Source organism: Companilactobacillus zhongbaensis, assembly GCF_003946515.1.
In the GTDB taxonomy this organism is placed as follows: domain Bacteria; phylum Bacillota; class Bacilli; order Lactobacillales; family Lactobacillaceae; genus Companilactobacillus; species Companilactobacillus zhongbaensis.
In genome coordinates this window covers 20,396-42,911 of record NZ_RHOM01000008.1, presented here as the reverse complement: position 1 = coordinate 42,911, position 22,516 = coordinate 20,396, and the positions used below count along the sequence as shown (strand labels likewise).

Here is a 22,516-nt window from a genome sequence, read left to right as displayed (position 1 = left end):
TAATACTACTTTCGCACAGAAAATAATTATCGTTCTAATCATATTTGACTTATTTTCCTAAAATTCCATAAAAAAACATATGAACGAGTTCCTTAGCATGTTTTTTCATCTCCATGGCATTGATGTATGAGGCTCCATCAGGACTCATCACGTAACCGACATACATATCGAGGTAGATCAAAGCTCCTTGGTCGGTGATCTCGTCACTAATGACGTGTTCGGCCCGTCCTTGATCGAGTAAAGTCTTCCAAAACTTTATTTTCAACGATTGATACTCTTCCATCACCCGAGTGTCGCCATTCTTGCCTTGAAATTCTGCCACCATAAACTCGAAAAAATCGTTATCCATGTCCCCCGACATCGAGATACTGCTTTCTGTCATCGATTCAACTTTTTCAATGAAGGTCATCGAAGAATCATCGAGCTTTTGAAAATATTGAGCGTAACCATCAAGGATCAATTTCACGACTACCTCACGAGCGAGATCGACTTTGCTGGAAAAATACTTGTACAACGTAACTTGAGAAGCATTTGCTTCTTTTGCAATCTGGGCGATCGATGTTTTCTTATATCCCTGGGCCATCAACAGCTGTTGTGCTGCAACTAAAATTTGTTCACGTTTGATTTTCTTTCTTTTTTCATTTCCATTCATAATTTTCTCCTAAATAATTTTTTCGAAATATTTCAGTTATAAAACCGTCAATAATGACTTTGTAATTTTTCACCCCAAAATAGTTCAGTTTCCCATTATTTCGCAGTTGACAGCCCTTCCATCTGGTTTTACTATACGGATAAATAGTGAACTATTCAAGAAGGATATTTCATTTTTTAGAGGAGATTATTATGACAACGCCAATTTTACACATCGAACATTTACAAAAAAATTTTGGTAAGTTCCAAGCATTAAAGGATGTCACTTTCGACGTCTATCCTGGTGAAGTTTTTGGATTCATCGGACCCAATGGAGCCGGAAAATCCACGACCATCCGGACTTTACTGGGAATATTAAAGGCCAGTGCCGGTTCCGCCACGATTTTTGGCCAGGACGTCTTCAAGGATGCCGTGTCCATTCATAAACGAATTGCCTATGTCCCTGGTGACGTCTACTTGTGGCCAAACTTGAGCGGTGGCGAGATCATCGACTTGTTCTTAAAACTATCCGGTGACAAGCATTCTGACAAGACTGACCAACTGATCAAACGTTTCCAACTCGATCCAACGAAAAAGGCTCGGACTTACTCGAAAGGTAACCGGCAAAAAGTCGCCTTGATTGCTGCTTTTTCAACCGAAGCAGACTTTTATATTTTCGACGAACCGACTTCTGGACTCGATCCTTTGAACGAGGAATACTTCCAAAAATCGGTCGCAGAGCTGAAAAAACAAGGTAAGGCCGTCTTATTGTCGAGTCACATCTTATCTGAAGTCGAAAAAATGTGTGATCGGATCGGGATCATTCGCGACGGTCAGATCGTCGAAACGGGTACTTTGGCGGAAATGCGCCACCTAACCAGAACGGTTATTACTTTTAAAACGATGGATGACACTCCCGAACTAGCTAGCTTAAACGGCGTCCACAACGTTGAAGACCAGCCTAACGGTCGACAAACTTTTTCCGTTGATACCGAACAGATGCCTGAAGTCATCGACTACTTGGCCCAAAGGCAAATCGTTGAGCTCCAGTCGACTCCACCAACGCTAGAAGACTTATTCATGCGTTACTACGACACGAGCGAAGAAAATATTGCGGAGGGAAAATAAATGCTGAGCAACAACTTTACCAAAACAGCCTTTTTAACGCGGTTTTCGTTGCGAAAAAACTGGCTTAAACTAACCATCTGGGCCGTCGCTATGGCTGGTTTATTCACGGCTATTGCTGCCAAGTTTACTAGTATTTATAGCAATCAAGCCGCAATCGATTCAGTGATGGAAACTTTGAAATCACCCGCGATGACCGCTCTGTTCGGAAAGATGCCCAGTGGAGTATCAACCTCAGCTGACATCTTTGCAGCAGAAATGACCGTTTTCATGGCGATCATGGCCGTCGTGATGAATTACTCCATCGTCATCAAAAACCTCCGCGGAGAGGAAGAAACAGGCATCACCGAGATCATTCGAGCTCATGCCGTCGGCAAACTCAGTTTGTTAGGCGCAACCATGATCGAAGCTATCATCTTAAATCTGGGCATCGGACTCTTATATTCACTCGGACTATCTGTTGCCAACTTATCAGGAACTGACCTCAACGGAAACTTTTTATTAGGATTAGGACTAGGTTTTGCTGGTTTAATGTTTTCCAGCATCGCTGCCCTAATGTCACAGATCGTGGACAACGCCCGCAGTAGCACGATCTTGTCCTACTTAGTATTTGGCATCATGTACATCGCCAGAATGACGACCGACATTTCCGACCCTAAACAAACGTGGTGGGTTCCCTTCGGTTGGGTCGAAAAGTTTTCTACCTATAAAAACAACGACTGGACCCCAGTCTTATTAATGATCATCTTCACCATCATTGCCTTTGCATTAGCTTTTTTCATCAACTCAAAAAGAGACGTCAACGCCGGATTAATAGCAACCAGACCAGGTAAAAAGCAAGCCTCGGTTTTTTTAAACGGCACCTTCAGCCTGTTCTTAAAATTACACAAAACTTCCATAATAGTCTGGACCATCGGACTACTAATACTAGGCTTCACCTACGGCTCGATCTTCAGTGACATCGGCGACATCATCAAAACCAACCCAGCGTTAGAACAAATGCTAGGAAAATCCGCCATCCACTCAGCCAACGTAGCCATAATCAAGCAATTCATCAGCATGCTAATGATAATCTTCGCCGTCCTATCCCTGATCCCAGGAATACAAACCATCCACGATCTAAAAACCAGCGAAAACAAAGGCTACCTAGAAATGGTTCACGCCAAACCAGTAGGAAGAAGCAAACTCTATCTAAACGCCATAACAGTAGCAACAATAACCACCCTACTAGTACTAGCAGCAACCCTCTACGGCCTATATCTAGGAGGAGTCTACTCAATGAAAGACCCACTCCCCCTAAAAACCTTCGCCAAAGCCTACGCAGCCTACATCTCACCAACCCTAATAATGCTAGGCCTAACCGCAGCAATAATAGGAACAGCTCCAAAACTATCCATCCTAAACTACCTATACCTAACAGCAGCCCTAATAATCCAATACTTCGGCAAACTACTAAAACTACCAGACTGGCCAGAAAAACTAACCCCCTTCGGCTATATAGCCCAAGTACCAGTAAAAACCGCTGACCCAGAAACAATAATCTGGCAACTAGCAATAGCCGTAATATTATTTGGCATTGGGTACATTGGGTACACAAGAAGAGATTTGAAGTAAAAAAAGATCAAGAATAAGAAAAGAATAAAAAAAGAAAGAAATCAAACAAAATAGGCGCCGCATTGGATTTAAGAGAAAAATCCCAATGCAGCGCCTTTTTAAATACAAAATTCAAAAAAATATCAATAAAATAAAATAACCAAACTCAAAAAAATCATTAAAATTACTTCAAATATGAGAAAAGGTCTTAATACTTCCAAGAAAAATATGAAAAAAAAGGATAGCAACCACCCCAACCACCAAAACAAGACCAGAGCAATCCCAGAAAAAAACACAAAAGGTCTTGAACTAACAATAAATAACCGAAATGAAGTAGCAACCGATGAAGAGGAAAACATAAATTAACAAGATAGGAAGAAGTACGTAGGCCCGATAGAGAAAAAAAGAAACGGTAGCAGAGTAAAACCCAAAACAACATAAGCAAGAAAAAATAAGTACCGTATCCCCACACAAAAAGAGAATGTTTGTACCAACTTAGGTTCTGCGGAGGGTGGAGGGAATTCGCCGTCAGCCGCGAAATTTTCGTTTGCACGGCATGGGCCGTGCTTACGAAAAGACCCAGCTTTGAGATGTCCAAGGCGATCTTCCTTGGATAGCTCAAAGTGGGTCCGCAGCGTTCCACGGCGCAATTCCCGGAACCCTCCGCAGAACCGGGAACAAACCTCCACCCAAACTACCAGCACAAAAAAAAGCTCCAGATCAAAAAATCAATCAGAGCCCAAACATCAAAACATCAATAAACTAAACCTGCCCAATCTCAACCTCAACATCCTTACCAAGCTTATCAGACAAAAACTTCTCGATCTCCTTATAAGATCGCTTAAAATTGAGCTGGATCTGAGCAGCACGGTTAGTATTAAAAATAACCGCAACCCGCTCCACCTGGCCAGGCAACTCAATAGGAATCAAAGTAACATGGACGATTTGTGAATAATCTAACACTCCTGAATAAAAACCACTCAAGATAATTTTTTTATTACCAATTCCACCGACACCATTCATGATAGTCAATGTAACAAATTCAGCCACCATGAAAATGTATGGCAACCGGTTCACAGGTGAGATCATCAGCCAAGCACCAACGAACACTGCAAAAATCAGTGTAGACAGCTTGTACGTTGATCTGATCTCGATTTGTGATTGCCAATAAATACTAAAAATGGCTCCTATTAGGAAGACGACATCGATAAAAATTATAATTGAATCCATCATCTCTATCGCTCCTTTCCTCGTACCTTAATTGTAAGTTACCTGTGAAGGGAATTCAAACAATTGCCTCATTTTTCAGAAAAATTATATCGGAATTTTTTGATAAAATATTGTGAAATTAATATATTAGAATTCACAAATTTAGCCCAGCCTAAATATTTTATTCAAGGGGTTTTATATCTGCTGTTAGGGTGTTATGATGTCATGAGATGAAAAAAGGGGGAAATAAGCTTGAGTGAAAAAAATGAACAAAAACACGAAAGCCTTATCCATTATGCCAACGGTCCTTCACTAGAAGAGATCAATAACACGGTCGACGTTCCCGCTAATGCAAATTTTTTCAAAACCCTTCTTGCATATAGTGGTCCAGGAGCCTTAGTCGCCGTTGGATACATGGATCCAGGAAATTGGGTCACATCGATCGCTGGTGGTGCTCAATTCAAGTACAAACTACTAACAGTTATCTTAATTTCTAGTTTGATTGCAATGCTGCTACAATACATGTCAGCAAAGCTGGGGATCGTTACTGGAAAGGATTTAGCCCAACTTACTCGTGAAAACACTAGTAAAACCGGTGGATTCTTCTTATGGATCATCACCGAATTAGCCATCATGGCGACCGATATCGCGGAGATCATCGGTTCGGCTATTGCCTTGAAACTGTTATTCCATATTCCAGTCTTATTAGGTATTATAATAACCGCATTTGACGTCTTATTACTATTGCTATTAATGAAACTAGGATTTAGAAAGATCGAAGCTATCGTGGCTTGCTTGATCTTCGTTATCTTGGCAGTCTTCACTTATGAAGTTGTCTTGGCACAGCCACAATTAGGACCTATGGTTCAAGGATTCATTCCTGATCCAGTAATTTTACAAAATCAAAGCATGCTTTACCTATCCTTAGGTATCGTTGGTGCAACAGTTATGCCGCATAACTTGTACTTGCACTCATCGATCTCCCAAGCTCGTAAGTATGATCGACATGACAAAGCCAGTGTTAAACGTGCAGTTCGTTTCTCAACTTGGGATTCAAACATCCAACTAACATTAGCTTTCATCGTTAATACATTGCTCTTACTTCTTGGTGCAGCTTTATTCTATGGTACTAACAGTGATCTAGGACGTTTCGTTGATCTTTACAACGCCCTCCAAGATCCTAAGATCGCCGGAGCAGTTGCTAGTCCGATCTTGAGTACTTTGTTCGCTATCGCCCTATTGGCATCAGGACAAAACTCAACTATTACTGGTACACTTTCTGGTCAGATCGTTATGGAAGGTTTCGTCCACATGAAGATGAAACTTTGGGCAAGACGTGTTATTACTCGTCTCTTGTCGATCATTCCAGTTATTATCTTTGCGGTCGTATTCAATGGTAACGAAGCAAAAATCGAAGAACTGTTAACATTTTCACAGGTTTTCCTAAGTATTGCCTTACCATTTTCAATCTTCCCATTGATCAAATATTCAAGTGATAAAGGTCTAATGAGTGACTTTAAAAATAATACTGCGGTGAAATATCTTGGATATTTGATTGCGATTATCCTAACTATCCTAAATATCTGGTTGATTTACACAACAATCTTCCCAGGTGCATAGTCAAAATATTAAAAAATATACGTCATATTTGGCGTATATTTTTTTTGCTCAATTAATTTTTGACAATGAATTGTAAAATCTTGCTCAATTAGTTACATAATTAACAATATCGTTGCAAATGCTTTCATGAATATATAAACTGTTCCTATAAAGCGAGGAGGAACTATCATGAAAGAAAATTTCGATTTCTTAATGCCTAGTGTTAACTTTTTTGGAGCTGGCGTTATTAAGAAAATTGGTGATCGCGCCAAGATGTTAAATATGACTAACCCATTAGTCGTTACTGATAAATTTTTGGAAAGTGTTGAAGATGGCCCTGTTGCCCAAACACTCGATTCATTAAAAGCTGCCGGTGTTAAATACACTATTTACAATGGTGTTGAACCTAACCCTAAAGTTAGAAACATTCAAGAAGCTAAAAAAGTCTACTTAGACAATAACTGTGACGGTATCATCACTGTCGGTGGTGGTTCTGCTCACGATACTGGTAAAGGTACTGGTATCATTTTGACAAACGGCGACGATATCACAAAACTTGCTGGTATCGAAACACTCGAAAATGCCCTACCACCATTGATGGCTGTTAATACTACTGCTGGTACTGGTTCAGAACTTACTAGACACTGTGTTATCACAAATACAGAAACACATCTTAAGTTCGTTGTTGTTTCATGGAGAAACATCCCTCTAGTATCATTCAACGATCCAATGTTAATGTTAGACGTTCCTAAGAAATTAACTGCCGCAACTGGTATGGATACATTCGTTCAATTGATCGAACCATACGTTTCAACTAACAGAAACGAAATCACTGACGCTCAATGTCTCCAAGGTATCAAACTAGTTGAAGAAAGCTTACGTGAAGCTTACTCAAACGGCCATGACGTTGAAGCACGTACGAAGATGGTCGAAGCCGAAATGCTTGGTGGAATGGCCTTCAACAATGCTGATCTTGGTTATGTCCACGCAATGGCTCACCAACTAGGTGGTCAATACGATGCTCCACACGGTGTATGTTGTGCAATTCTTCTACCAATCGTTGAACAATACAACATCGTTTCAAATCCTGAAAGATTCGCTCAACTAGCCGTTGCTATGGGTGAGGATATTTCTGGACTATCAACACGTGATGCTGCAGAATTGTCAATCAAAGCCATGAGACAAATGGCCGATGATGTTGGTATCCCACGTAGTATTAAAGCTATTGGTGCAAAGCCTGAAGACTTTGAGCTTATGGCTGAGAATGCTTTAAAGGATGGTAATGCCTTTTCTAACCCTCGTAAGGGTAACAAGGAAGAGCTTGTCGAGCTGTTCCAAAAAGCATACGACGCAGAATAGTATTAAATTTGCTAGGACTTTAGAGTCCTGGCTTTTTTTATTTTTATAGTGTTTAGATGGTGGTAGTAGTTTGGTGTGGTGGTTCACTGCCGGTTCCGGGGCGGGGCGCTATATGGGATTGGAACGTAGCCGACATCGATTTGAACTACCCGAGGTGGACCGTCTCGGGCATTTCAAATACGAGTCTTATTCTAAGCGGTAAACCGCTAAGAATAATTTGGCTACTGAACCCATATAGCGCCCCGCCCCTCCACCTAGATTGTGGAAGTCAAAACTCTCTTTTTTTTAGTTTTACCGATTTTTGTTTGTTAAGTCGGCACTTTTTGCTCTTCCTATTTCTCACTTGTCTATCTCACTTTGCTTTGGTGTTTGTTAGTGCAAGTGCATGGTGAAGTTCATTTTATTAAAACATTATATTTCTAAATTACTGGACATAAAAAGACGATGAAACATTTTTCTTACTTGTTTCATCGTCTTCTTTATTTACTTATACCCATTTGCCTTATTCAAGGTGTGAAGATTTGCATTGATGTCTTTATCGGCTTTGTCTAGTGCTTTGTTGATGTCGCCGCCGTTGTAGACTGTTTCCATGGCTATTTCTTCTAGTTGGCGTGTTAGTTGCATGCCTTCCATTAGGATCCCTGAGTTGTAGTAGTTTGGCTTGGCTGTTGCTAGTTGTTGGCCTGGTACTTTGGCTGCTGGGGTTTGTTTGTATAGATCTTGTAGTACTTTTGATTTTTGTGAGTCTTTGTTTAATGCTAAATATCCTGTGTCTTTTTGCCATTGTGCTTGTACTTCTGGCTTCAAGGCGTATTTGATGAATTCGTAGGCACCTTGTTGGACTTCTTTTGGTTTGTCATTTGAGATCCAAAGTGCTGCACCACCGATGGCTACTCCGTTGGCTTTTTGACCATCTGGATGTGGGAAGTATGTGATACCTAGTTCATTTTTGTTGTTGGCTGTTAATTGCCCAATACTTGCGGAAGATTGGATGAAAATGCCAACTTTATCTGCCAAAAATCCGGCTGTTTGGTTGGCACCAGCACTGGCACCTGAACCGTAGTCGATGAAGTCGCCTGATTTGATATTTTCTCTGATCCATTCGAGGAACTTAACTGAAGCTGGATTGTTTAAGTTTACTTCAGTTGGATTTCCAGTGTGACCGTCGTTGTTGTTAGCTAGTGAAGCTCCAGAGTTGGCCAAGGCTTGTTCCATGAACCAACCGTAAACTTGCACGGTCATCCCTTTGACCTTGTGGTCAGACTTTTCGTAGAGTTCTTTAGCAACTCTAGTGATATCACTATAAGTTGGTGAAACTGGTGGTGGTGTGATGCCGTACTTTTTCAAGAGTGTTGCATTGTAGTACAACACTGGTTGTGATGTATTAAATGGCATTCCTTGTTGTTTACCGCCGTTGGAATAAAATGATCTAGCTACCGGTGAAATCTTGTTGACGTCAAAGCTATCGTCTTTATCTATGAAGTCTTGTATTGGTGTTGTGAAGCCACTGTGAATCATTTGGGCTGTTGAAATATCGAAAGCTTGGAAAACTGCTGGCGATGTACTTGATCCGTGTGTTTGTAAGATCTTTTGGATAGCTTCGTCATAAGTCCCTTGATACTTAGGAACTACTTGATACTTATCTTGTGACTTGTTGAAGCCGTCGACTACTTTTTTTAAAGCATCCTCTGAAGGTCCACCTAGTTCATGCCAAAAAACAATTTGCGTCTTATGATTTGAACTAGCTGTTGATTGGTTCGTCAAGATATTGCTAAATACCGCTACTAAGATTGCTCCAATGACTAAAACTAGCGGCAGAATAACTTTCTTAGTGTTTTTCATTATTTAACCGCTCCTTCATTTAGACCTGACTTGAAATAATGTTGTCCGATGAACAAAACAATGATAGTTGGGATAACGATGATAGCAGCACTAGCTTGGATCATCCTCCAGTCATTGAATGTTTCTTCAGATTGCAACTGACGTAATCCGTTTTGAATCACTCTTGAGTTGTTACTAAAAGTCGTCAACATTGGCCATAAGTATTGGTTCCAAGCACCTAAGAAACTGTATGCTCCTAAAGTGATCATGCTGATCTTGTTATAAGGCAAAACTACGTTCCAATAAAATTGGAAATGGTTCAAACCTTCGATATCAGAAGCTTCTTTCAACTCAGCTGGAGTTTGTTTAAATGATTGACGCAACATGAAAGTACCGAACGCTGAAGTCAAAAATGGCACGATCAAAACTGAATAGTTATCAAGCATTCCTAAGAATTTAACTGTTTGAAAGTTAGGAATAATTTGTGCTTCAAATGGAAGCATCATCGTAACTAAGAACAAACCGAACAAAATGTTACGACCTTTAAACTTCAAGAAAACAAAGGCGTAAGCACTCATTGAACAAAATAGTAATTGAGCGACCATCGTCAAAGTCGAAATAACAAAACTGTTAGCTAAGTATCTCAAGATAGGTGTCTTCGTAAAGGCAGCCACGTAATTGTCGAATGACAAATTAGTGCTGAACAGATCACCTTTGGCAATGTTCATCGTTGGCAAAAAGCTAGTCCAAATACCGATGAAAAATGGTGCTAGGATCACTAATGCTAAAGCAATTAGTAACACGTAAGTCAAAATACGTTTAGGCAAACTCTTATTGTTTTCAGCCATTAGTAATTTACCTTCTTCTCTAAAAATTTGAATTGAAGCAGTGTAAAGGCGGCGATGATCACAGTCAAAATAATAGCTTCGGTACTAGCTTGAGCATAGTTACCACTGTAAAAAGCGTCCTTATAAATTCGGTAAACGAGCATGTTAGTAGCGTTGGTTGGTCCACCTTTAGTGATCAAGTCGATCAATCCAAAACTCTTGAAGGCATCGATGATCGTAATCGTTGAAACAAAGAACAAAGTCGGTGAAATCATCGGTAAAGTGATCTTGAAAAATTGGAAACGAGGTGAAGCACCTTCAACACTGGCAGCTTCGTAAAGAGTTTGGGGAACAGATTCAATCGCACCTAAGAGGATCAAGAAAGTAAATCCTAAGTTCATCCACACTGTCGTAATAATAACGGCCCACATGGCGTTACTAGGATCAGTCAACCAATTGATCGGTGTCAATTTCAAAGCGTTAGCAATGATGGCAAAGAAACCAGTTGAAGGATTAAAAATAAATAGCCAGAAAATTGCAGCAACGGAAACTGAAACACCCATCGTCACTGAATAAAGTGTTCTAAAAATACCGATACCAGGCAGCTTTTTGCTAGCTAAATTAGCCAGCAACAAACTAATGGCCAAAGTAAAGAATGTCACACCCAAGACGTAGGCTAACGTCACGACCAGACTGTTCAAGAAATCCGGTGAAGTCAACAACTCTGCATAATTACTGAATCCAGCAAAGACCGAAGTCTTCCCTAAGGTATTAGTCAAAAACATACTGATGTAAAAAGTCTTGATCATTGGGTAAAAAACAAATAGTCCTAAGATCAAAAGTGATGGTCCTAAAAATAATAGTGAAAAATACTTATCATTCGCATTTAATTTAAAAGTGGATCTTTTCTTCGAAGAAGCTTGTTTCTTTTCAATGGCTTCTTCAGTTGTCGGAGACTTAAGCATGAGTTACAGCCCCTTTGTTAGTAATATTTTTACCATCAACATCAAAAAGTAAGAATTCAGAATCGGCAGTGATCTCAACGTTTTGATAAGGTTGGAAAACTTCTTCGCTGCTGACGATGACTGAAACTTCACCGCCATGGCTCATCTTAGCGTGAACGATCTTCTCATTACCTAAGAATTCAACAGCTTTGATAGTAGCGTTAGCGTGTAGTTCATCACTGTCAACGACCTTCATATCAGTTGGACGGATCCCGACACGGACGTTTGCGTGAGCGATTGGATGAGGTAAAGTAACTTCAAAATCACTATTAACTTGCAAAATTGCTTCAGAGACCTTTTGGGCAGGCAAAATGTTGATCGGTGGAACACCGAAGAAACTGGCCACGAATTCATTAGCAGGATGTTGATAAATTTCTTCTGGAGTACCGACTTGTTGGATCTTTGAATCGTTCAAGACCATGATGTGATCAGCCATAGTCATAGCTTCAACTTGATCGTGAGTAACATAAATCAAAGTTAGACCTAGCTTTCTTTGCAATGCATAAATTTCTTGACGCATCTTGATCCGCAATTGCGCATCCAAGTTTGATAACGGTTCGTCCATCAAGCAGATCTTAGCATCACTGGCAACAGCACGAGCAAGCGCCACACGTTGACGTTGTCCACCAGACAATTCACGAGGCTTACGGTCACGCAATTCTTCCAAGTTGACCATCTTCAAAGCGTCATTAACACGTTTTTCGATATCAGCTTTGTCAGCTTTTCGAGCTTTCAACCCAAAAGCTACGTTATCCCAGACGCTCAAAAATGGGAACAAAGCATAGCTTTGGAAAACCATCGTCAAGTTACGATCTTTCGGCGACAAATCATTGACCACACGGTCTTCGATCTTGATCGTTCCTTCAGAGATCTGTGTCAAACCGGCGATCATCCGTAGCAAAGTACTCTTTCCGCAACCAGACGGTCCGACGATCACAAAAAATTCTCCAGTTTGGATCTCAGCTGAAACATTATCCAAGACCTTCTTATCTTGGTCATATTGTTTCGTAACGTTCTTTAAAATTGTCGACATAATAAAAATCCTCCATGACATTCAATAGCCATAGTATGCATTTCGGATGTATAGATATAATCTATTTCTTGTAAATTTTGTGTAAATTACCAATTTATTTTCTGAATGAATTTTCAATCAAAAATCAAAAGAAAGATAATATTTTTTGAAAAATCATCAAATTCTAACCAATTAAAGTTAAAATTTAGTATGATGGAATTAAGAAATGGTCTACGTTTCTAAATTAAAATATAAAGTGAGGTAACACACTGATTGAATGCAATAATTAACATGTATGCTCCATTCTTTGATCTTCACAACTGGGCAACCGTGATCGAATCAGGTCACGACTGGATGGTTATTTTTTCTTTAGTTATTATGGAATGTTTACTTTCGGTTGATAACGCCGTGGTACTTGCGGCTCAAACTCAATCGCTGCCAGATAAAGTCCAACAAGAAAAGTCACTTTTCTATGGTTTGATCGGTGCATATATATTTAGATTTATTGTCATTGGTCTTGGTGTTTATTTGATCAACTTCTGGTGGATCAAGGCACTTGGTGCAATTTATTTATTTTATTTAGCAATTAAATTTTTCTTCGTTGAAAAACGAAAGAGCAATCAAGTTGAAGTTCCATCTGAGCGACCTAAGCCACGTGGTTGGAAGAAATACATTAAAATATCTGCCTTCTGGCAAGTTGTTATTTCTATCGAACTAATGGATATTGTTTTCTCGATCGATTCTGTTTTAGCTTCATTAGCTATTTCAGAGAATCCAGTTATCGTTCTTATCGGTGGTATGATCGGTATCTTGGCTATGAGAGGTATCGCTGAGATTATTATGAGTTTTATGAACAAGATTCCCGAGTTGCAGGATATGGCTTATTTTTTGATTTTGTTCATTGCTATTAAGCTGTTCCTTTCGATTCCTGCTATCAATATTCATATTCCTAATACTGTTTTCGTTTTTGTTTTATTGGGTGCTATTGCTGTTACTTTGATTGTGCATTTTTATCGTGCACATCGATCGGCACGTAAGTAGATGATTTAGACTCTGGTTTGTTTTCCAGGGTCTTTTTTTTCTTGAGGTGAGAGAGTTTTTGGCAGACGAGGAGCGTTTTGCTTGGTGGATGTTTTGATGTTTGTTTGGTGGGATAGAAGTAGTAGATTGGTGTGGTGGTTCACTGCCGACTCCGGGGCCCGGGGATACAGCCGCTGGAACGTGGTGGGCACATTTTGAACCAATCGAGCAAAGTACGCTCGCTTGTTTCAAAACTGCACCTTTCACTAAGCTCCTTCGTCGCCAAGTGAAATTTCACCACTGAGGGCTGTATCCCCGGGCCCCTCCGTCTAGATAGTGCAACACCCCCTTTTTTTTGGTTTTTACCGATTTATTGTCTACAAATTGGCACTTTTTGCTCGTCCTATTTCTCACTTGTCTATCTCATTTTCTATCTTAGTTAGTAAGATCTAAAAATAAAATCAAAGATCCAATGATATTATCTTTCGAATATTTTCCTATCGTTCTCTTTGAAAATAATCTGCTTTGTTTTCATTGTTCAAGTTCTTTTTCTTCTTTTCATCTTTTATGGAATTCCTTTTTCTTTTCTTAACTAAATAATAATATTTAGGAGATTTGTTTGGATTATTTGGTTCCGAGTCTGTATAATTCTAGACACAATAATATGAAATGAGGAATATCTTTAATTGAATGTACTGATTAATATGTACGCACCTTTTTTTGACCTTAATAACTGGAAGACAGTTATTACTTCTGGTAGTGACTGGCTTTTGATTTTGTCTTTGGTTGTTATGGAGTGTATTTTGTCGGTGGATAACGCCGTGGTATTAGCAGCACAAACTCAAACTTTGCCTACTAAAAAGGAACAAGAGAAGTCGCTTTTTTATGGGTTAGTTGGAGCTTATATTTTCCGTTTTATCGTTATCGGTCTAGGAGTTTACTTGATTAACTTCTGGTGGATCAAAGCTTTCGGAGCTGTTTACTTGTTCTACCTGGCCGTGAAGTTTTTCTTCTTTGAAAAGAAAAAGTCTAAGAATCCTGAAGTTCCGAAGGAAAAACCTCAGGCTAAAGGCTGGAGAAAGTACATCCGGATCTCAATGTTTTGGCAAGTAGTTATTTCGATCGAGTTAATGGACATCGTCTTCTCGATCGACTCAGTATTAGCTGCCCTAGCCATTTCCGAAAATCCGGTAATCGTACTGATCGGTGGAATCATCGGTATCCTAGCAATGCGTGGAATTGCACAAGTAATCATGAGATTCATGAAGAAAATCCCAGAATTACAAGACATGGCTTACTTCCTAATCTTATTCATAGCCATAAAACTATTCCTAACCATCCCAGCAATCAACATCCACATCCCAAACATCTTGTTCGTCTTCGTACTAATAGGAGCAATAGCAGTAACCCTAGTAGTACACCACTTCAACGAAAAGAAAAAAGCAAACAAAACAAACTAATAAAACAAAAACAAAAGGCAATGCACTGGAAAAAATTCCAGAATGCATTGCCTTTTTAATTTCAAAGCAAAATAAAAAAGCCAAACCCAACATAAAACTCGGTTTTGACCTTAAGTCATTTAAACTATATTGTCTTTGTTTTTCTTATTTTTTGACCTTGAACTTGAATTTCAAAATATGCAATCTACCAAACAAAATAAAACAGATAGATAGACCAACCAAATTCCTAGGACGAAAAACAAGTAAGTACCTATAACCCAACCAAAACAATTTTAGCAAGAAAAAATAAGTACCGTACCCCCACCAAAAAAGCAGGTTTATTCCAAATTAGGTTCTGGGAGGGTGGAAAAAATTCGCCGTCAGCCGCGAATAAAGGAACGTAAGTGCTGGCGCACTTGCGCAACTGGTTCTTGGTGGTGGCTACGCCACCGAACGACCAAGGAAGCCACGGCGCAATTCCTGGAACCCTCCCAGAACCGGGAATCAACCTCCAACAAAACTAAATCTCAAGAAACTCTCCGTTGCGAAACTCCGATGGTGTATACCCTGTATACTTCTTAAAAGTCTGACTAAAATAGCTGATCCGAGTAAACCCAAGCTCATCCGAAACCTCACTAATACTATGGCTAGTCTGCTTCAAAATGATCATAGCCTTTTGGATCTTACGGGCGTTCAAATAAACCGAAAAGCTCAGCTTCGTTTCGCGCTTGAACAGCTTACTAAAGTAGTAGTCGGACAAGAATACTTTGCTCGATACTTGATCTAGTGTTAGATGCTTATCCAAGTTTTCATCGATGTATTCGATGGCTGAGATGATGGCCTCGTTTGAGGTCGATAGCTTTTTCAGTTGTTGTAGTGCTTGATTGTCCTCGTCGTTTAATTCATCGATGATGTCATCGACTTCGACTGGATACTTGATCATGAATGAGCTGATCCCGTGGTTGTCGATCAAAATGCGACTCATGCTTTCGATCAAGCGTTTTAAAAAGTCGCTGTGTTCGCGTAATTGTTGCGTTAACAAGCCTGTTCCATTGGTTGGTGCTTGCGAAATTGGACTTACGCAACAAACTCGTCCGATGATTTGACCGATCGAAGCAATTCTCAATGAAGAATCGGAGTAAGCTAGCTTGTACTCGACGTGCTTGTTAGCTATTTCATTCATATTCTTCAATTCTGTCAGTTGCGCAAAAATTCCGTCACGATTGACGTTTCCAAAAATACCTGAACGAAGGTCGCCTGCATTATCGACAACATACATCACAATATGGTTGGTCGTTGCATAATCTTCAAGAAGGCGGATCAATGTTTTTTCATTGCTGGACAATAATGCCTCAATATCAAATTCTTCCATATATGTCTTCCCAACTTGTTGCTTAATACTAATATTATAATAGCGAAAAATTGGTAATTCAATTGGAAAAAGCTAACATTTTCATTATTTTGTCATTACTACTCTTTTACTGCCTCATTCAAAAAGTCGATCAAGACGGCTGCATTATTATACTTTTGTTCTTTTGATCCATATAGTAGTAGAACGTCTTGATCCTTCAAAGCATCCTTGACTGTTTGGATGAATTCTTCAGTGTAATCGTTTTTATTTATTTCTTCTAAATATTTTTCTTTAAATTTTGGAAATTTTTCTGGGTCGTGTGAAAACCACTTTCGAAGCTCGGGAGTGGGTGCGATCTGCTTGGCCCAAAGGTCCAATTGAGCCCGTACTTTCGACATTCCGCGGGGCCAAACCCGATCAATTAAAATTCTATAACCTTCTGGCAATTCCTTGTCATATATACGTTTAACGATGATTTTATTCATAATATAACTGTGCCTCTTTTGAATTAATTACCACATAATTGTATCATAACAAACGATAATATAATTATAGGAGGTTTTATGGCTACTGCTAAAGAAATCGTCTCTTTTAAGGATGTAGCAAAGATTTATCGTGGTCGTGCTGCTGTAACGGACGTCAACATCACGATCAAAGAGGGAGAATTCGTCTGCTTTATTGGTACGTCTGGTTCTGGTAAGACTACAACTATGCGTATGATTAATCGGATGTTGGAACCCACTAAAGGAACTATTATCTTTAAGGGCAAGAACATCAAAAAATACGATCCAGTTAAACTGCGTCGTACCATCGGATATGTTATCCAGAACAACGGCTTAATGCCGCATATGACTATTAAGGACAACATCACTCTCGTACCAAAATTACTAAAATGGTCTCAAGAAAAAATGGATCAAAAAGCACGCGAATTGATCAAACTAGCTGAACTTCCCGAAAACTACTTGGATATGTTCCCAGCTGAACTTTCTGGTGGTCAGCAACAACGGATCGGTGTCGTTAGAGCTTTGGCTGCCGATCAAGACATCATCTTAATGGATGAGCCTTTCGGTGCGCTTGATCCAATCACTCGCGATAATCTCCAAGATCTCGTTAAACATTTACAAGAAACCCTTGGAAAAACTATCGTCTTCGTTACTCACGATATGGATGAAGCTTTAAAACTAGCCACTCATATCGTAATTTTAGACGGCGGTAAAGTTATCCAAGATGATACTCCGGACAACATCTTACAACACCCAGCTAACAACTTCGTTAAGAACTTGTTAGGTGAAGAGCGTTTGCTTCAAGCTCAACAAGATACGTTGTCAGTTGGCGATATCATGTCGAAGAACCCAGCCCACATTACCCTAGGAAAATCGCTTTCTGAGGCTATTTGGGAAATGAGTCGTCATCACGTTGACTCACTATTAGTTACTGATGACAGTAAGAAATTGAAAGGTTACATCGATCTGGAAACGATCAATGATCATTATGCTAAAGACCTTTCGGTTTCCGATATTTATGCCAATAATTTGATCAAGGTGCGTGCTAACTCTTATTTAAGAGATACTTCGGAACGGATCTTGAAACAAGGCTACAAATACGTGCCCGTAGTCGATTCAGACAATACATTGATCGGTATCGTTACCCGCGCTTCGTTAGTTAACGTCGTCTTTGACGCCATTTGGGGTAAAGACGAGTTGGAAAATCCTGAAGACGCTAACTTACCTGCTTCAATTACTGAAGGAAGTGAAAAAGCATGATCGGCTTTCTCAATTCTCATGGCTCAGAACTAATCATCAAAACCTGGGAACAGATCTACATCGCCGGATTTTCGATCCTTTTAGGTGTCATCGTTGCTGTTCCTCTAGGCGTTCTCTTGACTCGTTTTCCTAAAACGGCCAAGTACGTCATGTCGATCACTAGTATGCTGCAGACGATCCCGTCACTAGCCTTACTAGCTTTAATGATCCCGATCTTCGGGATCGGAAAACTACCTTCGATCGTTGCTTTATTCATTTATTCATTATTACCAATTTTACGAAACACTTACATTGGAATGGCCAAAGTCAATCGTAACTTAGTTGATGCTGCCAAAGGTATGGGTATGACGACCATGCAATCGATCTTGAAAGTCGAAATCCCGATGGCTATGCCGATCATCATGTCTGGTGTACGTCTTTCTACTATATATGTAATTTCTTGGTCAACTTTAGCATCTTACATCGGTGCAGGTGGTCTAGGTGATTTCATCTTCAATGGTTTAAACTTGTACAACCCTAGCTTGATCATCGGTGGTACAATACCAGTTACCATTTTGGCGATCTTAGCTGATTATTTACTCGGCAAACTAGAAAAACGGATCACTCCAGCTACGAAGAGAAGTGAGGCGTAATCATGAAAAAGATTAAAAAGATTTTTACCCTCATAAGTATTGCCTTACTACTATTCGTTTCTGGTTGTGGCTGGCCTGGTCTAGGCTCAACTTCCAAAGATACTATCAAAGTTGCCAGTCTTTCCACGACTGAATCGATGATCTTAGCCGAGATCATCATGCAACTGATCTCCCACGAAACGGATCACAACACGGAGATCGTGAACAACTTAGGTTCTGGTCAATTAGTTCACCAAGCATTAATGAACGGCGACGCTGACATTGCTTCAGCTAACTTTACTGGTAACGAATTGATCACCACATTGAATCATGCACCGATCAAAGATGAGCAAAAAGCTAATCGGGTCGTAACTAAGCTTTATAAGAAACGATTCGACCAAACTTGGATGCCAACTTATGGTTTCGCGGATACTTACAATATGTTAGTGACCCGAGAGACTGCTAAAAAATACAATTTGCATAAGATCAGTGATATGAAAAATATCGCATCTAGAATAAATATTGGTGCCGATAACATTTGGATCAATCGTCCCGATGACGGCTATGAGCCATTTGCGCAGACTTATGATTTTAAATTTAAGCGAGTTTATCCAATGCAGATCGGTCTAGTTTACTCGGCGGTTGCTGCCGGGAAGATGTCGGCTGTTTTAGGATACTCGACTGATGGCCGGATCAAGAGTTATAACTTAAAGATCCTACCTGACGATAAAAACTTTTTCCCACCATACGATACTAGTATGGTCGTCAACAATTCCTTGTTGAGAAAATATCCCGAATTGAAGCCACTGTTACACCGACTTGATGGCAAGATCTCTGTTTCGACGATGCAAGATATGAATTACCAAGTTGATAACAACTTACGTGAGCCTGCTGACGTCGCAAAAGAATTCTTAAATAAACATAACTATTTTCGAGGTGATAAATAATGGCTAACCAGCCGCTCTGGAACCAATTGGTTTTTTACTTTACTCATAACGGCATGTACTTGCTGGAACAATTTGGCCGTCATTTCCTCATTTCATTTTACGGGGTCTTGCTGGCAGCCATCGTAGGTATCCCCTTAGGTATCTACATGGCAAATCATTTCCACTTGGGTGACTTTATCATCAGTATCGCCAACGTCATCCAAACAGTCCCTTCCCTAGCGATGCTTTCGATCATCATGCTGTGGTTAGGATTAGGCGTTAATACGGTTATCGTGACGATTTTCTTATATTCACTACTACCGATTTTAAAAAACACTTATACCGGGATGAAAAATGTCGACCCGAATACGATCGACTCCGCCAAAGGTATGGGTATGACGCCATTTCAAATGCTGTACATGGTCAAACTTCCTTTGGCCATGTCAGTGATCATGTCGGGTATTAGAACTGCCATGGTCGTGGCTATTGGTAACACAGCCATCGGTGCCTTCGTCGGTGCAGGTGGTCTGGGTGATTTGATCATCCGTGGTACTAATGCGACTGACGGTGCCCCATTGATCTTAGCTGGTGCTTTACCAACTGCCATCATGGCCATCGTGACTGATTTAGTGATCGGCTTATTGCAAAAACATTTTGAACCAACCGGTTATTATAAAACTGAAGAATAACTTTTTTAGCACTCAAAATATTTGAGTGCTATTTGTTTGCATTTATCAAATGAGGATCTATAATGTAGTTGTAAAGTGAAAGAGGGAAAGAACCCTCCGGACGCTACAGATTTTTTAACGAAAGGAAGCTTCGATATATATGACAAACGAAATTATGGACCGTCGTAATGATATTAGAGATTGGATGAACAGTGATCCTTGGATGAATGGCTTTACATCAATGTTTAACGATGTTTTACCAACAGTTCAAACTTTAAAAACAGACATTAAAGAATCAGACAAAGACTATTCTGTTCGCGTTGACATGCCCGATTTTGACAAGAAGAACATCGATGTCAGCTACAATAACAATACTTTAACCATTAGCGGACACCGTGATGACTTTGCAGATCAAAACGACAAGAAGGGTGACGTAATTATGAGTGAACGTTCAAGCGGTCGTTTCACTAGACAATATCACCTACCTGCAGTTGATTCTGATAAAATTGAAGCAAATTATGATAACGGGGTTTTGAGCGTTACATTACCTAAGGTTGCTAAGAGTTTAGATTCTGAGCATCATATTGAGATTCAATAGTATTTAGTGATTAGTATTTTGGCTGGTCGTTGATACCCAGTCGGAAGGGTTCCGGGAATTGCGCCGTGGCTTCCTTGGTCGTTCGGTGGCGTAGCCACCACCAAGAACCAGTTGCGCAAGTGCGCCAGCACTTACGTTCCTTTATTCATGGCTGACAGCGAATTCCCTCCACCCTTCCGACTTTTTTTGTGTCAAAACTCTTCTTTTTGTGGGGGGACGGTACTTATTTTTGTATGCTTTGACTGTTTTGGCTTTTAAAGATGTTCTTATTTGGGACTGTCTCGCTGCATGCTTTGCATGCATCTCGACGGTCATTTCGAGTATCACTTTCTTGAACTTATTTTTTCTTTTGATACGGTTTCACAGAATATTCACAGTTTGTCTATAGTTCATTCATATTAGTTGGGTACTATATTACTTGTAGATGAGAGATATCAATTCTCTCCTCTCACCCCCTATAACGATAGATATATTTTTAATCCCCTTAAACATATAGAATTTTAAAAAAAGCCATTCTTTCCCCGGAATGGTCTTTTTTTTGGCTATATTTTGTTGTGGTGAAACGTTCACAATTAATTCATATTTAGAGAACAATTACTTCAACTTTTCCCGTTATTATAGTAATTGTAGATGAGAGATATGAATCTCTTGTCACCCCCCTATAACATATATAATATTAATCCCCTATATGAAAACCACTCCTCCCCTGGGTGGTTTTCTTTTTTTGCTTTATTTCGCAAATTCATAATTTTTTCATGATTTGAAAATAGTTAATTCATTTTATTTCGTTATTATTTAAATTGTAAATAAGAGATGACTCTTATTTCTCCCCCCTATAACACAATATTTGATCCCCCAAATATGTACTAAAAAAGCACTCTTCCCCGGAGTGTTTTTTTGTTGTGTTTAATCTTGTGATACAAAGAATAGTGGTAATGTTATGCCTACGATTACGAATTCTTCATCACCACTGATATAGCCATTGTCGCTGACTTTGTAGTATAATCCTCCTGATTTGGTTTCTACGAGCGTTGTAGACGTCCATGAGCTGTTGGGTGATGCCTTTATGGCTGTTTCTTTGATGGCGCCGTTGTCGAGCTCGTAGACGGGTACTGCGGTGTCTTTTACATCTATAGTGTTGAATGTTGTTGAATAATTTTCTTGATTTACCGGTTGCGTCTCAATTTTTGTTATGTAATCAGGTTGTGTTGTTTGATCTGTGGTCGTTGCTGCCTGACTAGTTACTGCTGGAGCAAAAATCCCTAATGCTAAGGCTATTACGGTTGCTGATAAAAATTTTCTCATTATGATCTCCCCTTTTTCTTAATCATAACGCTTCAAAAATCGCATTGATACCGTTTTCTTCACAAATGATTCACATTTTCCCAATAGATTGTTCATTTCTGTTGGGTAACATAGTACTTGTAAATAAGAGGAGCGCATCCCTTATTTCCCCCCTATAACATAATATTTAATCCCCTAAAAAATCACTTTCCCCTGAGTGATTTTTTATTTTGCCTATTTTATCTCTTATGAATTCATGGATATTTCATAATTGCAAAATAATTACTTCATCATTATCCATTAATATATAACTTGTAGATGAGAGGAACAGAGAGTCCTCTTGCTACATCCCCCTCAAATAACACAAATAACACAAATAAATATAATAATCCCCTAGAAAAAAAGACGCTTCCCCCAGCGTCTTTTTTATTTTGCTAAATATTTGTTCTTCAATCAAATCGATCAATCGTTCTCCAATCGCTTCATTAAATCATAATATTTATCGTACAACTCACTAGCACACTCCATAATATTTGGTCGTTCTTTTTCGACCTTTTTAAACATTATGGCCTTTTTTAAAAATCCTTCTCCCAAAAAGTTTTTTAAATCATGACAATTTGCCAATGTTCACAATTAATTCACACTTTGTGAATACTTACTTCACTTCTATCCGGTAC

21 protein-coding genes are annotated in these 22,516 nt (G+C 39.5%); 12 read left to right on the top strand and 9 right to left on the bottom strand.

The features are described 5' to 3' along the window. Positions 1-49: 49 nt before the first annotated feature. Positions 50-652, bottom strand: a complete 603-nt coding sequence (locus EKM69_RS05255) for a TetR/AcrR family transcriptional regulator (RefSeq protein WP_125708851.1) — start codon at positions 650-652, stop codon at positions 50-52. Between the two features lie 188 nt (positions 653-840). Between EKM69_RS05255 and EKM69_RS05250 the strand changes: the two genes are divergently transcribed. The 3 genes from EKM69_RS05250 (at position 841) to EKM69_RS12270 (ending at position 3,714) form a co-directional block, all read left to right on the top strand. Then, a complete protein-coding gene (locus tag EKM69_RS05250; protein ID WP_125708983.1) occupies positions 841-1,758 on the top strand; it encodes an ABC transporter ATP-binding protein in 918 nt (305 codons plus the stop codon). Beyond that, entirely contained in the window at positions 1,759-3,369 is a 1,611-nt protein-coding gene (locus EKM69_RS05245; protein ID WP_125708849.1) for an ABC transporter permease, read from the top strand. Between the two features lie 174 nt (positions 3,370-3,543). Then, a complete protein-coding gene (locus tag EKM69_RS12270) occupies positions 3,544-3,714 on the top strand; it encodes a hypothetical protein (RefSeq protein WP_164505856.1) in 171 nt (56 codons plus the stop codon). 396 nt (positions 3,715-4,110) lie between these two features. On the opposite strand, the gene EKM69_RS05240 is transcribed toward EKM69_RS12270, so the two are convergent. Beyond that, the gene (locus EKM69_RS05240; RefSeq protein WP_225423842.1) at positions 4,111-4,581 is read right to left on the bottom strand and encodes a hypothetical protein; all 471 of its coding nucleotides are present in this window, start codon (positions 4,579-4,581) and stop codon (positions 4,111-4,113) included. Between the two features lie 228 nt (positions 4,582-4,809). Here EKM69_RS05240 and EKM69_RS05235 point away from each other — a divergent pair, with 228 nt between their 5' ends. Then, positions 4,810-6,177 carry an Nramp family divalent metal transporter gene (locus EKM69_RS05235; protein ID WP_125708847.1) on the top strand — a complete coding sequence of 456 codons (1,368 nt, stop codon included), beginning with the start codon at positions 4,810-4,812 and terminating at the stop codon, positions 6,175-6,177. A 168-nt stretch (positions 6,178-6,345) separates the two neighbouring features. Continuing rightward, the gene (locus EKM69_RS05230; RefSeq protein WP_125708845.1) at positions 6,346-7,515 is read left to right on the top strand and encodes an iron-containing alcohol dehydrogenase; all 1,170 of its coding nucleotides are present in this window, start codon (positions 6,346-6,348) and stop codon (positions 7,513-7,515) included. A 483-nt stretch (positions 7,516-7,998) separates the two neighbouring features. Here EKM69_RS05230 and EKM69_RS05225 read toward each other — a convergent pair whose 3' ends face one another. The 4 genes from EKM69_RS05225 to EKM69_RS05210 are packed head-to-tail and all read right to left on the bottom strand — an operon-like array spanning position 7,999 to position 12,200. Continuing rightward, on the bottom strand, positions 7,999-9,357 hold the full coding sequence (locus EKM69_RS05225) for an ABC transporter substrate-binding protein (protein WP_125708843.1): 1,359 nt from the start codon (positions 9,355-9,357) through the stop codon (positions 7,999-8,001). Beyond that, positions 9,357-10,184: a carbohydrate ABC transporter permease gene (locus tag EKM69_RS05220; RefSeq protein ID WP_125708841.1), complete on the bottom strand. Its 828-nt coding sequence runs from the start codon at positions 10,182-10,184 to the stop codon at positions 9,357-9,359. The genes EKM69_RS05225 and EKM69_RS05220 overlap by 1 nt, the downstream gene beginning before the upstream one ends. Further along, positions 10,184-11,128: a carbohydrate ABC transporter permease gene (locus EKM69_RS05215; protein WP_125708838.1), complete on the bottom strand. Its 945-nt coding sequence runs from the start codon at positions 11,126-11,128 to the stop codon at positions 10,184-10,186. Before EKM69_RS05215 ends, EKM69_RS05220 begins: the two co-directional genes overlap by 1 nt. Next, positions 11,121-12,200, bottom strand: coding sequence for an ABC transporter ATP-binding protein (locus EKM69_RS05210; protein ID WP_125708836.1), 1,080 nt, complete (start codon positions 12,198-12,200; stop codon positions 11,121-11,123). Before EKM69_RS05210 ends, EKM69_RS05215 begins: the two co-directional genes overlap by 8 nt. A gap of 270 nt (positions 12,201-12,470) precedes the next feature. Here EKM69_RS05210 and EKM69_RS05205 point away from each other — a divergent pair, with 270 nt between their 5' ends. Together EKM69_RS05205 and EKM69_RS05200 are read left to right on the top strand one after the other, a co-directional pair. Continuing rightward, positions 12,471-13,220: a TerC family protein gene (locus tag EKM69_RS05205; RefSeq protein ID WP_191988683.1), complete on the top strand. Its 750-nt coding sequence runs from the start codon at positions 12,471-12,473 to the stop codon at positions 13,218-13,220. Positions 13,221-13,903: 683 nt separating this feature from the next. Then, positions 13,904-14,659: a TerC family protein gene (locus EKM69_RS05200; protein WP_404825399.1), complete on the top strand. Its 756-nt coding sequence runs from the start codon at positions 13,904-13,906 to the stop codon at positions 14,657-14,659. 499 nt (positions 14,660-15,158) lie between these two features. On the opposite strand, the gene EKM69_RS05195 is transcribed toward EKM69_RS05200, so the two are convergent. Both EKM69_RS05195 and EKM69_RS05190 read right to left on the bottom strand, forming a co-directional pair. Continuing rightward, on the bottom strand, positions 15,159-16,010 hold the full coding sequence (locus EKM69_RS05195) for a helix-turn-helix domain-containing protein (protein ID WP_125708830.1): 852 nt from the start codon (positions 16,008-16,010) through the stop codon (positions 15,159-15,161). A gap of 98 nt (positions 16,011-16,108) precedes the next feature. Continuing rightward, positions 16,109-16,474, bottom strand: coding sequence for a DUF488 domain-containing protein (locus EKM69_RS05190; RefSeq protein ID WP_125708828.1), 366 nt, complete (start codon positions 16,472-16,474; stop codon positions 16,109-16,111). A 78-nt stretch (positions 16,475-16,552) separates the two neighbouring features. On the opposite strand from EKM69_RS05190, the gene EKM69_RS05185 reads away from it, so the two are divergent. The 5 genes from EKM69_RS05185 (at position 16,553) to EKM69_RS05165 (ending at position 20,555) form a co-directional block, all read left to right on the top strand. Further along, positions 16,553-17,752 carry a betaine/proline/choline family ABC transporter ATP-binding protein gene (locus EKM69_RS05185; protein ID WP_125708826.1) on the top strand — a complete coding sequence of 400 codons (1,200 nt, stop codon included), beginning with the start codon at positions 16,553-16,555 and terminating at the stop codon, positions 17,750-17,752. Then, a complete protein-coding gene (locus EKM69_RS05180) occupies positions 17,749-18,384 on the top strand; it encodes an ABC transporter permease (protein WP_125708824.1) in 636 nt (211 codons plus the stop codon). Before EKM69_RS05185 ends, EKM69_RS05180 begins: the two co-directional genes overlap by 4 nt. 2 nt (positions 18,385-18,386) lie before the next feature. Continuing rightward, positions 18,387-19,310 (top strand): osmoprotectant ABC transporter substrate-binding protein, encoded by a 924-nt coding sequence (locus EKM69_RS05175; RefSeq protein WP_125708822.1) that lies wholly within the window; start codon positions 18,387-18,389, stop codon positions 19,308-19,310. Next, on the top strand, positions 19,310-19,978 hold the full coding sequence (locus tag EKM69_RS05170) for an ABC transporter permease (RefSeq protein WP_125708820.1): 669 nt from the start codon (positions 19,310-19,312) through the stop codon (positions 19,976-19,978). The genes EKM69_RS05175 and EKM69_RS05170 overlap by 1 nt, the downstream gene beginning before the upstream one ends. Before the next feature lie 139 nt (positions 19,979-20,117). Then, on the top strand, positions 20,118-20,555 hold the full coding sequence (locus EKM69_RS05165; protein WP_164505855.1) for an Hsp20/alpha crystallin family protein: 438 nt from the start codon (positions 20,118-20,120) through the stop codon (positions 20,553-20,555). Positions 20,556-21,461: 906 nt separating this feature from the next. Here the strand turns inward: EKM69_RS05165 and EKM69_RS05160 are convergent. Further along, positions 21,462-21,860, bottom strand: coding sequence for a hypothetical protein (locus EKM69_RS05160; protein ID WP_125708817.1), 399 nt, complete (start codon positions 21,858-21,860; stop codon positions 21,462-21,464). Between the last annotated feature and the right edge of the window lie 656 nt (positions 21,861-22,516).